This is a genomic window from Micromonospora sp. CPCC 206061 (genome assembly GCF_036906915.1).
In the GTDB taxonomy this organism is placed as follows: Bacteria; Actinomycetota; Actinomycetes; order Mycobacteriales; family Micromonosporaceae; genus Phytohabitans.
On sequence record NZ_JBAKHX010000011.1, the window covers coordinates 117,723 to 133,145 of the forward strand.

At 69.7% G+C, this 15,423-nt stretch carries 12 protein-coding genes; 4 read left to right on the top strand and 8 right to left on the bottom strand.

Features of this window, described 5'->3' with window-relative positions:
• Positions 1-158 precede the first annotated feature (158 nt).
• The gene (locus tag V6V89_RS11740; RefSeq protein WP_334619059.1) at positions 159-1,094 is read left to right on the top strand and encodes a glycosyltransferase family 2 protein; all 936 of its coding nucleotides are present in this window, start codon (positions 159-161) and stop codon (positions 1,092-1,094) included.
• Here the strand turns inward: V6V89_RS11740 and V6V89_RS11745 are convergent.
• The 6 genes from V6V89_RS11745 to V6V89_RS11770 form a co-directional block, all read right to left on the bottom strand.
• Positions 1,083-1,829, bottom strand: a complete 747-nt coding sequence (locus tag V6V89_RS11745) for a PHP domain-containing protein (protein ID WP_334619060.1) — start codon at positions 1,827-1,829, stop codon at positions 1,083-1,085. The two genes, V6V89_RS11740 and V6V89_RS11745, sit on opposite strands and share 12 nt — an antisense overlap.
• On the bottom strand, positions 1,826-2,989 hold the full coding sequence (locus tag V6V89_RS11750; protein ID WP_334619062.1) for a hypothetical protein: 1,164 nt from the start codon (positions 2,987-2,989) through the stop codon (positions 1,826-1,828). The genes V6V89_RS11745 and V6V89_RS11750 overlap by 4 nt, the downstream gene beginning before the upstream one ends.
• Positions 2,980-3,648: a polysaccharide deacetylase family protein gene (locus V6V89_RS11755; protein ID WP_334619063.1), complete on the bottom strand. Its 669-nt coding sequence runs from the start codon at positions 3,646-3,648 to the stop codon at positions 2,980-2,982. The genes V6V89_RS11750 and V6V89_RS11755 overlap by 10 nt, the downstream gene beginning before the upstream one ends.
• Positions 3,649-3,661: 13 nt before the next feature.
• The gene (locus V6V89_RS11760; protein ID WP_334619064.1) at positions 3,662-4,531 is read right to left on the bottom strand and encodes a glycosyltransferase family 2 protein; all 870 of its coding nucleotides are present in this window, start codon (positions 4,529-4,531) and stop codon (positions 3,662-3,664) included.
• Positions 4,528-5,811: a glycosyltransferase family 4 protein gene (locus V6V89_RS11765; protein WP_334619065.1), complete on the bottom strand. Its 1,284-nt coding sequence runs from the start codon at positions 5,809-5,811 to the stop codon at positions 4,528-4,530. The genes V6V89_RS11760 and V6V89_RS11765 overlap by 4 nt, the downstream gene beginning before the upstream one ends.
• Positions 5,812-5,918: 107 nt before the next feature.
• The gene (locus tag V6V89_RS11770; protein ID WP_334619066.1) at positions 5,919-7,055 is read right to left on the bottom strand and encodes an acyltransferase family protein; all 1,137 of its coding nucleotides are present in this window, start codon (positions 7,053-7,055) and stop codon (positions 5,919-5,921) included.
• A 313-nt stretch (positions 7,056-7,368) separates the two neighbouring features.
• Between V6V89_RS11770 and V6V89_RS11775 the strand changes: the two genes are divergently transcribed.
• Positions 7,369-8,397: a hypothetical protein gene (locus V6V89_RS11775; RefSeq protein ID WP_334619067.1), complete on the top strand. Its 1,029-nt coding sequence runs from the start codon at positions 7,369-7,371 to the stop codon at positions 8,395-8,397.
• 67 nt (positions 8,398-8,464) lie between these two features.
• On the opposite strand, the gene asnB is transcribed toward V6V89_RS11775, so the two are convergent.
• Positions 8,465-10,366, bottom strand: coding sequence for an asparagine synthase (glutamine-hydrolyzing) (gene asnB / locus V6V89_RS11780; protein WP_334619068.1), 1,902 nt, complete (start codon positions 10,364-10,366; stop codon positions 8,465-8,467).
• Between the two features lie 63 nt (positions 10,367-10,429).
• A complete protein-coding gene (locus V6V89_RS11785; RefSeq protein ID WP_334619069.1) occupies positions 10,430-12,277 on the bottom strand; it encodes a hypothetical protein in 1,848 nt (615 codons plus the stop codon).
• A gap of 381 nt (positions 12,278-12,658) precedes the next feature.
• On the opposite strand from V6V89_RS11785, the gene V6V89_RS11790 reads away from it, so the two are divergent.
• Both V6V89_RS11790 and V6V89_RS11795 read left to right on the top strand, forming a co-directional pair.
• Complete coding sequence (locus tag V6V89_RS11790; protein WP_334619070.1) at positions 12,659-13,660, top strand: hypothetical protein; 1,002 nt, start codon at positions 12,659-12,661, stop codon at positions 13,658-13,660.
• The gene (locus V6V89_RS11795) at positions 13,657-15,123 is read left to right on the top strand and encodes an O-antigen ligase family protein (RefSeq protein WP_334619071.1); all 1,467 of its coding nucleotides are present in this window, start codon (positions 13,657-13,659) and stop codon (positions 15,121-15,123) included. Before V6V89_RS11790 ends, V6V89_RS11795 begins: the two co-directional genes overlap by 4 nt.
• The last annotated feature ends 300 nt before the right edge of the window (positions 15,124-15,423 follow it).

The following is a 15,423-nucleotide window of genomic DNA, read 5'->3' on the forward strand; positions in this document are numbered from 1 at the left end:
GGTGCCGAATCGATGGGCGCCCCTACCCCTCCGACAGCTTGCCGACACTTCTCTTACCCGGACAGTGGAGCTGGGCAGGGTACACCGGACGGCAGGATGGTCCCGGAGATCGGCGACGGGACGGGGCGCCGGTCGTGAGCGGACAGCGAGGAGCTGTGTTGAGCCAGACCGAGGAGACGATCGCCGTCGTCGTCGTGACATACAACAGCGAGCGCCTCCTCGCCGACTTGGTCGCCTCTCTGGGCACCGGGCTCGAAGGCGTCTCTTGGCACCTCACAGTGGCCGATAACGCCTCGGTGGACGGGAGCGCCGCGGCGGTCCGGCGGCTCGCGCCGGGCAGTCTCGTGGTGGAGATGGGGCGAAACGCCGGCTATGCCGCGGGCATCAATGCCGCCGTGGCCGCCGCTCGCCCACACACGGCAGTGCTCGTGCTCAACCCGGACATTCGGCTCGCACCGAAGTCCGGGCGCGAGCTGCTCGCCGTGCTGCGCGGCAGCGACGCGGGCATCGTCGTGCCCCGGCTGGAGCGCGGCGACGGCTCGGCCATCCACGTGCTCCGCCGGGAGCCGAGTCCACTGCGAGCTTTCGGCGACGCGCTGCTTGGTGCGCACCGGGCGGGCCGATTCGGCCCGCTCGGCGAGCTCGTGGTCGGCGACCACCTGTACACGGGGCAGACAGAGGCGGACTGGGCGGCGGGTTCGGCCATGCTGCTGAGCGCGGAATGTTGGACCAGGGTCGGTCCGTGGGACGAGTCGTTCTTCCTGTACTCCGAGGAGACCGACTTCGCGCTCCGGGCACGCGATGCAGGGCTGGCGACGCGCCTGGCGCCATCGGCGCTCGCCGTCCACCTGGAAGGCGAGTCCAAGCAATCGCCCGGCCTGTGGGCGCTGCTCAACCTCAACCGGGTACGCCTCTACCGCCGCCGGCACGGGTGGTTGCCCACAGCGCTGTACTGGGCAGCGTTGCTGCTGCGGGAGACCAGCCGCGCGGTGCTCGGCAACAAGGCCAGCCGGGCGGCGGCCCGGGCGCTGGTCAGCCCGTCACGGCTGCGCGCTACCCCGAGCCCGGAGCTGGTGCGGGCGTTAGCCGCGTAGCCGGCGCAGGCGGTTGACCACGGGCCGCACCGCGCGGCGGGCCGTCTCGGCGGCTACCGCCGCGCGTAGCGCCGGGCCGCGCAGCATCGACTCGACCGGCCGATCCCTAAACACGGGCGTGAAGGCGCCCTCGCGCAGCGCGCGGTGCACCGCCGGCAGGTCGACCGTGTCGCTTGCCAACCGCAGCCGCATCGCGAGCGGAAAGAACTGGCGGCTGGTGTGGAAATCGACGGCGGTGAAGTGCCGCAGCCCTTCCCTGCGGGCCAGCTCGGCCGCGTGCGGGTTGGGCGCGATGCCGTCGTACTTGCGGTTCCACACCTCGACGGCGGCCAGATGGGCGCTCCACCCGGGCTGGTAGCGCCGCCACGCGTCCCGCCGCCACGGGTGTGCTAGCACGCTGGTGCCACCGTCGGCCGCGACGCGCGCGAGCAGGACGCCGATGTCCGGCACCTCTTGCCCGTAGAACGGGACGTCGCCCCAGACCGGCACGTGCACGGCGTTGTCGAGGTCGTTGTATTCGATGCCTGGCACGAGCAGGATCGAGTCGCCGCTCGCCTCGGCGCAGGCCGCCCGGTACTCCGCCCATCGCGAAGCAACGAACTCGCGGCAGTGGTCGGCGAGGAGCACGACGTCGTACCCGCGGTCGGCGAACGCGGTGGCGATGTCGGAGAGCCGCCAGGTGGCGTCGTCGGACCACTCCGAGTGCACGTGGGCCGCGGCCCTGACCGTCCTCATCGGCGGCGCACCTGGTCGGCCACGGTGCGCCAGGTGTCTCGCAGGAGGACGCCCCTCTCGTCCGCGTGGTACCAGCGGGTGCCACGCTCCCGCCGCAGCATCGCGCGGAGGGTGCTGCTCCTGCCGGGCCAGCGACCGGCGTCCACGCCCCGAGCGCCGCGCAGCACCGCCAGCAGGTGCACCATCTCGCGGCCGGCGTGACGGCAGACCAGATGCGGGGCTTCGGCCACCGCTGGCGGGCGCCAGGTGGGATCCAGAGCGGCCTCGACCGCCCAGACAGGGTACGGCAGGCCGCGGTGCCGGGCCAACGCCATGCTGCCCCAGGTGCGCCCGTTGAGCTCCATGAACCATGGCTGGCCGCTCGCGTCTCGTAGCAGCTCGATCATGAAGATGCCGTGCCAGCCGGCTTCGGCCACGAATCGCTGAACCGGCCCAACCAGGTCGGGGTCGACCGGGATCGAGCGGCAGGCGCTAGAGCCGGAGCCGCGCGGGTTCATCATGCGGACGCGCCGGTGGGCGGAGAGCGCGTACCCCTCGCCACCGATGGCGATGCCGAACATGCCCTCGCCTATGCCTTCGACCAAAGGCTGGACGAGCGCCGGGCCGCCGAGCCCCGCCACCACTGCGGCTACGTCACCGGCCTCCCGAGCGATCGCACCGGCCGGCCGGCCCAGCCGCCCGTCCCGCTCGACAGCGGCCATTGCCGATTTGACGATCCACGGGCCGACCCCGGGTGGCGGCTCGGTCGAACCGGTCGGCGGCACGGGGATGCCGGCCTTCTCGGCCAGCGCGATCTGCTCGCTTTTGTTCAGTGCGAGCCGGGCCGCGGCGGCGGTGGCGCCGGCGATCGGGGTGCCGAGGATCCGCCCGTCGACGGCGTCCGTCGCGCGGTCGCAGACGAGCAGCGCGGCGTCGTCGAGCGGTAGGACCGCAGCCGGTCGTTCGACTGCGACCAGGGACCGGACGGCCGCGACGCAGGCGACCACGCCCGCCTCCGGAGCAGGCACGGGGTGCACGGTAATGCCGCGGGCGGCGGCCAGCGGCGGTCGGCGGCCGGTGCGGGAGAACGCGACCACCTCGTATCCAGCGGCGCGCAGGCACCAGGCGGACTCGATTGCGGCAAGCGACTCGGCGAATCCGATGAGAACCTTCACCGCCACCGCTTCACTACTCCCGCTGCGGTGGCGCGCAACCGGCGTGCGAGCGGCGGGCCGCTCAGGATCTCGGCGCGCAGGTTCTCGGGCGTGTCATGCTGGCGCACGCTGTAGCGCGGCTGCAGCCACGAGCCGCGCCGGGCGGTGCGCCGGTCACTGGTGAAGACCCGCCGGTATCCGCTGCGGCGCAAGGCCGCGAGCACCGTCCGGTCGTACTGGCCAAGCGGCAGCGCGGCGGTCACGACCGGCTGCCCGGCCACCTCAGCGAGGCGGTCACGGGCGGCCACCAACTCCTCGTGCGACTCGGTTGCTGATAGGCCCCGCCAGGAGCGGTGCCACATGCCGTGAGTGCCGATCTCCATGCCGCGGTGGCGCAGTTCGCGCACGTGGTCGACGCCTACGGAGCCGGGCTGGTCGAGCCGGCCCGCCACGACGAAGAAGTCGGCGGCGAGCCCGCGCTCGGCGAGTTCCGGCAAGCCGATCTCGACATCGGAGGCGTTGCCGTCGTCGAAGCTGATGCGCACCGAGGGCCAGGTGGCCACCTCGTCGAGGATCCGCCGGAAGCGGTCGACGTCGACCCAGTAGACGGCCTCGCCCGGTTCGAGCTCGCGCCGTGGCGTGCCAACGCCATGGAAGCAAACGTTCACGACACTGTCGGTCGACATGGTTCCCCTGCCCTTACGCCGCCGGTTGCCGCTCGGCCTGCCGACTCGATTCGTCGCGACCCCAGCCGACCGCGCCCGCGCGACGCCTCGCGGCGAGGGCGGCAGTGATGGTGATCGCGGCGTAGCACGCCCCGGCTGGCCACAGCCAGGGGCGGGGGAGCACCACGTCACGCAGCCAGGAAGAGCGCGCGCTGGAGCGTACCCCAGGCGGGGCGGCGCCCGCCGCGGATGCCGCTCGCATCGCGGCGTTTCCGGCGCGCACCCGCACCAGGCGCCGCACCAGGTCGCGGGTGCGGCGCGGCGTCGCCACCACGGAGACGACGGAGGAGACCTCGCGCTTCTCCTCGTGGGTGAAGAGGGAGTCGAGGTAAAGGTCGTCGGCGATTACAGGTGGGAACGTGTCGAACCGGGCCCGGCCTTCGGCCGAGAGCGCAATCGCCCCACGCCCGAAGAGGCCTCGGTCGTAAGCGGGAAGGCGTGAGTTGACCGCGAAGAAAGCGCGCACGAGCAGCGGGCTCCCGGTGAGGTCGAGCTTTCGCCGTGGCACGACGGCAAGTGGTGCAGGACCGCCACCAGCCGGCCCCGACACGGCGGCGGCCAGCGCGTGCACGCCACCCGGCGTCAATACGATGTCGGCATCCAGGTACAGGCGCGGAAAGCCCTGCGCGACCGCATCCGCGGCGTTGAGCGCGGCGGCCTTGCCGGCCTCGTGCCGCTTGACGACCCGCACGCCTGGGCGGGCCGCGGCGACCGCGGCGGTGTCGTCGGTGCAGCCGTTGGCGACCACGGTCACGTCCAGTCCTGGATTGCTGGCGAGCAGCGCATCCAGGCAGCGCCCGATTACCGCCGCCTCGTTGTGCGCGGCGATGACGACGCTTGTCATTCGCGGCCCGCCTGCTCCGTGACGCGCGAGGAATCCGGACCGCCGGTGCGCGGCCGAGGCACGGCCGAATCGGCCAGCCGGCGCCCAGCGAGCAGCCGGTGCCACACCTGGATGTACGAGCGGGCCTGGTGATCCCAGGCCAGTTGCCCGGTGAACCGCGCCAGCCCCACCTCGCGCATCTTCGTCCGGCGCTCCCGGTCGCCCAGCAGCTCGTCGATCGCCTCGGCGTACTCCGACGGCGTGCCGTTGGGCACGTAGCTGGCCGCGTCGCCCGCCGTGCGGCGGGTCTCCACCAGGTCGGCGGCGACGACCGGGAGGCCCCGCGCCACGTACTCAACGGTCTTGGCCATAGTGGACAGGTTGTTCATCTCCGTCGGCAGGTCGGGCTGGATCGCCACGGTGGCCGAACGCAGCAACGCGTCGACCGCTGGGCCCTCCAGCCACCCGGTGAACTCCACCAGGTCGCCGAGCCCTCGGTCGGCCACCAGCTTGCGCAGGGCGGGCAGGCTCTCGCCGTCACCGGCGATGCTGAGTCGCCAGCCGGCCCGGCCGTGGATCCGAGCTAGCTGCTCGGCGGCGAGGATGGCGCCCTCTACGTTGTCCTGCGGGCCGAGTACGCCGACGTAGACCAGGTGGTGCTCGCCGTGCCGGCCGCCCGGACCGTCGTCCTGGCCGGGCGGAGCGATCTCGCTCAACGCTGGCCCGTTTCGCACCACGGTGACTTTCTCCTCGGATACGCCTCGGCGTAGCGCGTTGTCGCGAAACGATTCGTTCGTCGCGATCACGGCAGAGGCGGTGCGCAGCGTGAGCCATTCCAGCAGCTCGAGTGTTCGGTACACCCAGCGGTTGGGCCGGCCGGCGGAGCGGGTGGCGTAGACCTCGGGACACAGGTCGTGGTGGTCAAAGACCCAGGGACGGCCCATCGCGCGCAGCATCAGCGCCAGGGGCCAGTACACGTCTGGTGGGTTGCACACTTGTACGGCGTGTGCCCGACCAGCGAGGATCTCGCCGAGCAAGCGCACCATGATGCACAGGAACGACCAGACGAACTCCATCGCGAACGACAGCACCCCGGCGCCGTAGACGAAGACGGGGTACGGCCGCAACCGCGTTCCTCGGCTTCCTGGCAGGACCCTGAGGCTCTTGTCGCCGCGTGGCGCGATGACCGTGACTTCGTAGCCAGCCTCCTCAAGCGTCAAGCACTCGCGGATGACCCGCCGATCCCGCTCTGCCGGAAGGTTGGCGATGAGGATCGTGATGTGGGTCCGGCGGTTCTTCATAAGCGAGCTACCTCGTCGACTCCGCGCAGAATGATGCGCCTCGGCGGTACGGAGCGTATGGACACGCCTACCGAACTTTGGTGGACACTGCGGCCCGGGACAATGGGCTACCTGGCGGGAGTCGGTGTCGAATGTCTTACACCTGTCTCGGGTGGGGTTGGCGATTTCGGGCGGAGCAGGCGCATACCGGGTAGCTCGACGTACCGATAGAGCAGCCAGCTGCCGAGTACCGCGAGCGCCAGCGCGCCGACCGTGATGCCGACGGCCGCCAGCGCCGAGTGCTCGACACCGGTGACCTTGATGATGAGGCGGAGCGCGAGCTGGTGCACGAGGTAGAACGCGAACGAGACCTCGCCGAGCCAGATCATCCGGCGGGACCGCCAAGGCGTGGGGCGGCCGGCCGCGTCCGCGGCGCCGACCGCCGCGACCAGCAGTGCGAGTGGGATCGCGGTGCCCGCGACGAGCCGGTAGTCGTCGGGGAGCCAGCGGGAGGTCACATACGCCGTGACGGCGAGCGCGGTGGCTGGCCACACGCCGAGCCGTGGCCAGCGCCCCTCGCGGACGATCCTGGCGAGGACCATGCCGGCGATGAACTCGGGGGTGCGGGCGAGCGGGAAGATCCAGATTGCCCAGTACCGGTGCTCCGCTGGCAGGAGCTGAGCCACCAGCGGCACGGCCCATATGGCCGCGAGCGCGATTGTCGCCGCTGGCCACAGAGTGCGGCCGGGCAGGCGACGCAGCCCGGCGAAGAGTAGCGGGAAGAGGGCGTAGAAGAACGCCTCGCAGGCCAGCGACCAGCTCACCGTGTTGAGGCCGAAAAAGACGTCGATGTCCGGCGACCACCCCTGAACGAGCAGCAGGTTGGGCAGCGCGATCGCGAGACCCGCACCAGCGCCGGTGACCACGGCCACACCCAGCGCCACGAGCCAGGTAGCCATGTGGTTGGGGTAGATCTTCGCGATGCGTCGGCGCCAAAAGCGTGTGGCGGTATCGCTTTCGCGTGCCGACCAGGTGAGGACGAATCCGCTGAGGACGAAGAAGAACGAGACGCCGACGGCGCCTTGGCCGAACAGCCACTCCATTGTCGTCCGCACGGCCCCCGGCGCCATGATGTGCTCGATGTGCACGTGGAAGCCGAAGACGAGGAAAGCAGCGACGAAACGGAGCCCGGTCAGCGACGGAAGCCGGCCCGCGGTGGTATCTGCGCTGGCCGCAGGGGCGGCGGCCGGTCGGACCGTGGTCACCGCGTCACCATACTTGGGCGGTGATCCTGGCGGGGTGTCGCGATAATGACAGGTCTGATCCGGTATGGCCGGACGCGCTGTCCGCAAGGAGAAAATGACCAACCCGTACGGTGCTAGCATTAGCGCGCCATCGCGAATGACCAATATGTGAAAGACGACATGAATCCGCCTGCCTCTGTCGCCTGAGCGGCGCACGTTCGAGTAGGGAGCACCAGTGACAGATCCCTCTGACAACACGCGCCCTGCGCCGCCGGCACACCGGTCGAATCACCGGTTGTCGCGTGGTCCGTCCAGAAACGTGGCGCTTGTGGTTGTGAGTACGGTGATCGTCCTAGTGGCGGCCTTCGGCGTCGTCCGCGCGACTGGCGTCGGTTTCAAGCCGTTTGCCACCGGTGGCGAACCTGGCACGGAGGCGACGACTCCCCAGAACGGTGGTCAGGTCTCGACCGCCACCCCGGTGCCGGGAGGCGCGGGAAAGCTCGGGGCGGCGCCCAGCGCGTCGGCTACGCCGAGTCCTTCCGCATCGGCGAAGAAAGAGGAGTCCGGCGGTCGATCGGCATGCCCTTCCTTTCCCCGATTTCCCGACCAGAACTGCACGGGCTATGAGCACACCGGTGTGACGTTGCGCAACTGCTCCAACACCGTTACGAAGAACAATGCCAAGTTGGACAGCTGCCGTTTCGTGAATGGGCTCACCATCGAAGGTAAGAATGTCACCATCACCCGTTCGCTGGTGCAGGGAAAGGTGACCGCCACATACAAGACCGACTGGAGCCTGGTGGGGCTGAAGCTGATCGACGTTGAGATCGACGGAGGCGGCAAGGTGGACCCCAACGGCGAGGCTGCCATCGGCAACGATGACTATACGTGCATCCGCTGTCACATCCACGGCACTGGCCGGGGCGCGAACATGCGCAACAACGTCCATATCGAAGACTCGTACCTGCACGGCTGGGTGTATGTGGACGGCGCGCACCAGACGGCGATCGGTTCCAACGGCGGCAGCAACTACAAGGTAATCCACAACAACCTGATCTGTGACAGCGACGGTTGCTCGGCCGCGCTCTCGCTCTACGGAGACTTCGAGCCGATCAACAACGCGCTGATCGAGCGCAACCTTCTCAACACCGACGGCGGCTACTGCACCTACGGCGGCTCCACGTCGGCGAAGCCGTACCCGATCGGCACGAACATCCGCTACATAAACAATCTCTTCGGCAAGAAGTACGGCCCCAAGTGCGGCTACTACGGGCCGGTGGCCACGTTCGAGTTCCACGACGGAAACGTGTGGAGCGGTAATGCCTGGCAGGACGGCTCCGGTCCGGTCAAGCCGCAGTCGTGATCCCGTTCTAGCAAAGCCGGCCGAGGGTGGCACCGTCGGCCGGCTTCGTGTTGTGTTGAGTGGCGGCTCAGTGGCCTGCCGGCACCGCGGTCTGCGTGTGCGCGAGCAGCGTCTCCCGCATCGCGTCCCGGCTCGCGCCGCGGAAGAAGATCTGCCCCCACACTTCGAGCAGGATCAGCCGGGTCAGCCAGTCGCTCGGGCCGTCGCTGATCGCGGTGGTGATGGCGTCCTCATCCAGCGCGTACAGGTCGGCCAGGAAGCCGTCGGCGAAGAACTTCGGCGAGACCGATAGCCGTCGGTTGATGGAGACTGGGAAGCCGCGCTTGGGTCGGGCGGAGAGCGCCGAGGGCAGCCGGCGCGCGGCCACCTCGCGGATCGCCCACTTGTCCACGATGAACGGGTGCCGCTTGTCGTGCGCCCGGATCGTGCGCCGCAGCTTGTACCGGTCCGGCAGGTTGACCGCCAGCTTCGCGAACTCCGGCGCGAGGAACGGGAACCGGGCCTCCAACCCCCACGCCATGCCCAGACGATCGTTGCGGTGCAGCAGCGAGACCAGGTGCGACTGGGCGAGGTTGAGGGACGTGATGCGGGAACGGCGGTCGCGGCGGCCCATGGCGCCGCTCAGCGCGGCGGCGCTGCGGTCAGCCACGATGCCCGCCTCAAACGCCGAGTTGAGCTCAAGGAGCCGGTGCTCGAACGTCTCATCCGCGCGCGGCCAGAAGAGCTTCGCCGCCTTCGGCGACAGTGCGGACAGCCACGAGCGAGGCACCGACTTTACCCGGTTGACCAGGTCGATGACCGGCTGTAGGGCCTCGTTCGGATAGCCGATCAGGTATTCGTCGCTTCCCTCGCCTGTCAACAGCACCTTGATACCGTCCGCCGCGGCGAGCTCGCATACGGCGTAAAACGGCAGTGCGTTGAGGTGGTAGATGAGCGGCCCGTCGTTGTACCAGGTCACGTCCGGGATGGCGGCGATGATGTCGGCGTCGGTGACGCGAACGGTGTGCAGCTTCAGGCCGAGCGCCGCCGCGAGCGCCTCGGCGGCCGGCCGCTCGCTGTCGTTGGCCACGTCGGCGTGGTAGAGCGGTATGTCGGCCCGCTCACGGCTGGCGAGCGTGGCGATGAGGCTGGAGTCGACCCCGCCGCTGGCGAGGCAGGCGAGCGGGGCGTCGCTGACGAGGCGGGACCGCACGCCCGCGGTGATCGCGTCCTCGACTCGCTGGACCACCTCGGCGGTTGACGCCCTGCGAAGCTCGCGGTAGAGGTCGTCGTCGACCCAGTCGACCACCCGTGCGAAGAAGCGCCGTTCGATGCGCCCCGTGGATCGGTCGAACGTGAGCTGCTCGCCGGGGCGTACGGCGCGGACGCCCCGGTACAGCGTGCGGTCGCCCCAGGTGACCGAGTAGCCGAGCAAGGCGGCGTTGACTGCGGCCGGGCTCGGCTCGCTCGCGGTGGAGCCGACCTCGACCAGCGCCTTGAGCTCGGAGCCGAATCGCAGGCTGCCGTCCGGACCGTGGGCGTAGTAGAGCGGCTTCACACCGTGTACGTCGCGGCCGAGCGTGAGTAGCTCGTCGCGGGTGTCCCAGACGGCGACCGCCCAGTCGCCCTCCAGTCTGGCGAACGTGGCGGCGCAGCCGTGCAGCGCGATGTGCGACAGCAACACCTCGGTGTCGCCGGTGGAATGTATCTCAAGACCCTGCGCGATCAGCTCGTCACGCAGTTCCCGGAAGTTGTAGATCTCGCCGTTGAAGGCGAGCGCGTAGCGGCCGTCAAAGGAGACCATCGGCTGTGACGCCGCGGTGCTCAGGTCGAGGATCGACAGGCGCACATGCCCCAACCCGATGCCCGGATCGGTCCACACGCCGTCGCCGTCCGGTCCGCGGTGCCGGATCGGTGCGAGCGCGCGCAGGATCTCGTCCGTGGAGACGGTGGCCGTGGCCCGCGCGCATCTACCCACCAGACCGCACACGTGTCCTCCCTCTGTCAGCGGCAAACTACGGCACACGCGCCGGGCCGCACCGGCGCGCGCGAACTAACCGAAGTGCGACACCGCCGGATCGTTGGCGGCGTCTGTGCCGGACACCCGGCCAAGCTCTGTGGCCTCCGTCGCCACCAGCAGATTCATGAGGAACGCTACCGTCGCCGGCAGCGCCTCGCGGCGGCCGTCGAGCAGCTCGTCGAGCCAGGCCACGCGGACGAGGCCGGCCCGCCGCAGGGGAGCGGTCGCCTCGGGGGCGGCGCGCCAGTGGGCCACCACACGCGCGGCGATGTCGGCCGCGCCCAGCTGGGTGCGGCGCGCGCCGGCCAGCCGCTGGCGCACCTTGCCGACCGACTTGCGTAACGTCACCCCGACGACCGCCGCACTCGTGGCCAGGCCGGGACGACCGAGCCGCGCCGGGACCAGCCCCGAGTCGAGCGGCAACGCGGCGAGGCCGGGGTCTAGTCGCTGCATGAGCCGCCCGGTGAGCCGCGAGTCGCGCTTCTCGTCCGGGGCCACCGCCAATGCCAACTGTACGAAGCGCCGGTCGAGCAGGGGATTGACGTAGAACCGGTCGACCGCGGCCGGGGTGCCCTGCGCACCTGCCCACCGTGCCATCCGGTCCCACAGGTAGAACTCGTCGGTGGCGCGGAGCCAGTCGCGGTCGTAGCTGGCGAAGCGTTCGGCCACGGCCGCCAGCGCGTACGACCGGGCGGACGCGACGAAGTCCGGCTCGAGGGCTTCCGCCTCGGCTGCCTCGTTGGTGAAGAGCCGCCACTCGGCCAGCCTGCGCACCATCCGTTCGTCGGTTCTGGCGTGCCGGGGCTGGCCCGGGTAGTAGAAGCCGCGGGCCAGCTCGCCGCCGGCGCCGGAGAGCCGGTGCCCCTGGTCGAGGTCGGCCTCGATGAGGGCGAGCGGGGCGAGCGCCATCGGGCTCGCCATGCAGTCCAGCGCGGCGGCGGCGGCCCGCGCGGCGCGGTGGCCGGCCGCCGCGCCGACGGCTGGCCGCTCGTCGGTCCAGTGCACGACGTGTGAGAGGCCGCACTGCGCGGCGAGGCGGCTGGCGACCCGTGACTCGACCCCGCCACTACTGTCCAATGTGAACGCCGCCAGGTCACGGCGTAGCTCCGGTGGCACCGCGCCCAGCAAGAGCCGGGAGTCCTGGCCGCCGCTTAGCTGGAGCACTGTCTCCGGGTGGTCGGTGAGGTAGGCGCGATGGAAGGCGCGCAGGATCTCGGCCATCTCGTCGACTGCGGCATCGAGGCCCTGTGCGGCGTCGACGCTCACGTCGGCGCTGGCGTACCGTTCGACGGTGACCCGGCCGTCGCGGAGCTTCGCGACGCCGGCCGGCCCAAGCTTGGTGACGCCGGCAAACACCGTCTCCAGCCCCACCTGCCAGCCCATGAGGCTCTGCACGCCGAGCGCGCCGGTGTGCAGGCCCGCGCCGGCCAGGGCGCCGAGCGCGAGTGCGCTGGTGGAGACGGCGGCCGCGCCGTCACCCTGCCACCAGAAGAGCTGGCGCAGGCCGAGCCAGTCGCCGGTCAGTACGACCGGTGCGCCGGGACGGGCCAGGTGCGCGGCGGCGAACGGCGGCAGGAGACCGCAGAGCGCGGTGCCGTCCAGTGCCGTGCCGTCGCCGAGCAGCGCGGCGAGGCGACCCGTGTCGACATCGGCGGTGCGGTCGCGGATCGAGCGGGTGAGCCGGACCGTGAAACCCGCGGCCGGATCGGCGCCCAGGTGGTCGCCGGGCTCGCCGGCGGTGAACGCGAGCCAGCCGTCCCGGGTGCGGACCGGCGCGGCGCTGGCGTGCGGGTCGGCGACGAGCGCGAGCGCGGCAGGGTGCGGGATGCGCGCCGCAGCAGGCCCGTCCGGGCTCACCGAGACGGCCAGGAAGCCGCGCATCTCAGCAGGCCGGCGGCCGGTTCAGGCACATGGGGCTCACTGTAGACGCGTACGGAAGCGTGAGGACCGGCCGAGCGGTGACGGCTAGCCGACACACGTTCCACACCGGGACGGGATATCTGGTTGGGTAGCCAGTATCGGGCAAAGATGATCGAGTTGTAGATATGACCATCTATCTTATGAGCCCGAGCCGGCGGGTCAAGCAAACCGTCGGGTGTCCGACCCCCTCGAATCGAGGCTCTGGGCAGCTCTACCCTGGCCACGTACCCTGTCTCTATCTCGCCGGACATGGCGGGTGCAATCGCACGCTTGCGCTGGGTAGTCGACATTCTGCCGTGGCGAAATCGAGAGGACCCTGTGGATCTCTGGGATCTGACCAGGATGCTGTTCCGGCGCTGGTACGTGTTCGCACCACTTCTGGTGGTTTCGCTCCTGGCTGTCTTCCTGATGACGAAGAACATCAGGCCGGACTACAGCGCCGTCGGGCACCTGCAGATGATCCCACCACCCAACTCGACGACCGGCGAAGGTGCGGTGAAGAAGCCCGCGAACCCCTGGCTCGACCTCGGCTTCGCGGCGCTCGGCTCTGCGGTCATCCTCCAAGCGCAGGACGAGCCGGTGCTCGAACAGCTTGTCGAAGATGGCTACACGGACAGTTTTACCATCACGGTCGAGTACGGCACGACGTATTTCACCATCGAGGCCGTGGGTTCCACGTCCGCGCAGGCGACCTCGACGGTGCAGCGGCTGATGAAGCTGCTCGACGAGTTCGTGGTGGCACAGCAGCAGCAGTTCGGCGCGACGCGGGCCACCTCCATCACCACCCTCCCGCTCGACAACGGCGACAAGGTCGAGGCCATCACGTCGAAGAAGAAGCGCGTGATGATCGTCGGACTCGGCATCGCGGTGATGATCAGCGTCGGTGTCGCCATCGGCCTCGACGCGCTGCTGCGCCGCCGGGCGAAGAGCGGTAGTCGGAAGAAGACGCCGGACGAGCCGGTAGCCGGAGCGGGCGTGGCGCGCACGCGCCTTGGGCCAGAGGCCCCGGGCGGCGACTCGACGATGGTCATTCCGATGGGCAACGCGCTATTGGGCGAGTCCGCCGGCCGGGCCGCCGGGCGCCTTGGCGTGCGGCAGAGCAATGGCAACGGTTCCGACTACACCCACCAGAGCGCCGCGTTCCGCGGGCAGGCGATGGAGGACGGCGCCGGCAAGGCGGCAAATAGCAACAATGGTGTGAAGGGCACAAGCAGCTCGACAGGCACGGGGGAAAACAAGACGGTCCGCGCCGACGCGCCGGCTGTCGAGGTCGACAGCACGATCGTCCTGCCGCTGTCGCGGATCTCCTGGCGCGCCGGCCAAGACGAGAACCAGGGACGTTGACCTCCTTCGCTGTCCACCCGGTCGACCTCGAGCCGTCGCTGGTCGCCGAGGGCACGTACGCGACCCGCCGCCGGCGCGCCCGGATCGACGTGGCCGCAGTGGTCAGCGTGATGATCTGCCTGCTCTACCTGATCCCAGGCACGCTGATCGTGCCGAACATGTCGTTCGCTGGCCGGCCGGCGTTGCTCGTGGCGTTCGCGCTCTTCGCATGGTGGGCGCTGACCCGGCTGAACCGCCGTCTGGTGATGACAGGGCCGCAGCCGATCCGCTGGGCCGCCTTCCTGTATCTGGCCGGCACGATGGGCTCGTACCTGGCCGGCCTGCTGCGCGGGCTGCCGGCCCTGGAGGCCAACGCGCAGAACTTCGCGATGCTCCAGCTTTTCCAGTTTCTCGGGGTCGCCCTCGTGGTCGCCGACGGTATCCCGAACTGGGAACGGCTCAAGGGCGTGCTGCGGGTCTTCGTCTGGTGCGCCGGCTACATGGCCACGATCGGCATCGTCCAGTCGACTACGCGGGTAAACATCGCCGAATACCTTGTGGTGCCTGGACTGGAGGTGAAGGGCGGCATCATCGGCCTTTCCCAGCGGGGGAGTGGAGAGTTCTTCCGGGTCGCCTCCACCGCCGCGCACTACATCGAGTTCAGCGCGCTGATGGCGGTCGCCCTGCCGTTCGCCATCCACTTCGCGCGGTACGCCGCGCTGAAGCGCCACCGGTACTTCGCCGTGCTGGTGGCTCTGCTGACCGCGGTCGCGCTGCCGATGTCGATTTCCCGCACCGGCGTGGTGGCGGTCGCCGCCGTCCTCGTGGTCATGATGATCGCCTGGAGCTGGCGCGTGCGTTACAACATGCTCCTGCTGTCGGTCGCGGTGATCGCCGGTCTGATGGTGGTCCGGCCGGGCCTGCTCGGCACGGTCAAGTACATGTTCACCGGCGCGGAGGAAGACCCGAGCATCTCCGGTCGAACGGACGACTACGAGCTGGTCGGTCACTGGTTCTCCCAGCGGCCGTGGCTGGGACGCGGCCCCAATACGCTCGTGCCAGAGCTCTACGACGGTCTCGTCCTGGACAACCAGTGGCTCTATACGCTCGTGACCGGCGGCCTGACTGGCGTCATCGTCTTCGCCCTTATGCACCTGACTGCCATCGTCCTGGCCGCGATCGCGTGGCGGCGCTCTCCGATAGCGGAGGATCGGCACCTCTGCGCCGCCCTCATCTCGGCGCAGGTCGTCTCGCTGCTCGTGGCCGCCACCGTCGATTCCTTGTGGTTCACGACATTCGCACTGACCGTCTTCCTGCTCATGGGCGTCTGTGGCGCCGTGTGGCGACTCACTCATCCAGCGCGCACCGTGCGCACCTCCACGGTGATGCCTTTCAATGAGGCGCCGGAGCGTGATGGTGAACACAATGTGGAGCGGTCGGCTGACGCTGTGATCAGGATTGCACCGGTGTATCGACGAAGGTGACCGTCTGCTGGTATCGTCAATGCATCACGCGCCCGTGCATTGTCGGGAAGTAGTCGCTTGCCCGCGCAGATCTGTCTCTAAGGCTGAGTTCGCCGCACCGTCTCGGTGTCGGGTTCTGATTGGTTGCCTCATTGCCCACGACCCCTTCGCGCCGTTAACGTCCGCAGAGGCCGCCCGGGGGGGGTATGACCAGGCCACTCATTAAAATCGTGGGAAGTGAGCTTGCGTGGGCACCGAGCAAGGGGACGGGACCGACACACGGTCTGGGGGGACCGAGCGGATCCAGAGGACGGCGGTGTG

Excerpts from the sequence above, each read along its gene's own strand:
- V6V89_RS11765 (WP_334619065.1), bottom strand. The coding sequence starts at position 5,811 with ATGAAGAACCGCCGGACCCACATCACGATCCTCATCGCCAACCTTCCG.
- V6V89_RS11745 (WP_334619060.1), bottom strand. The coding sequence starts at position 1,829 with ATGAGGACGGTCAGGGCCGCGGCCCACGTGCACTCGGAGTGGTCCGAC.
- V6V89_RS11785 (WP_334619069.1), bottom strand. The coding sequence starts at position 12,277 with ATGCGCGGCTTCCTGGCCGTCTCGGTGAGCCCGGACGGGCCTGCTGCG.
- V6V89_RS11760 (WP_334619064.1), bottom strand. The coding sequence starts at position 4,531 with ATGACAAGCGTCGTCATCGCCGCGCACAACGAGGCGGCGGTAATCGGG.
- V6V89_RS11790 (WP_334619070.1), top strand. The coding sequence starts at position 12,659 with ATGCTGTTCCGGCGCTGGTACGTGTTCGCACCACTTCTGGTGGTTTCG.
- V6V89_RS11755 (WP_334619063.1), bottom strand. The coding sequence starts at position 3,648 with ATGTCGACCGACAGTGTCGTGAACGTTTGCTTCCATGGCGTTGGCACG.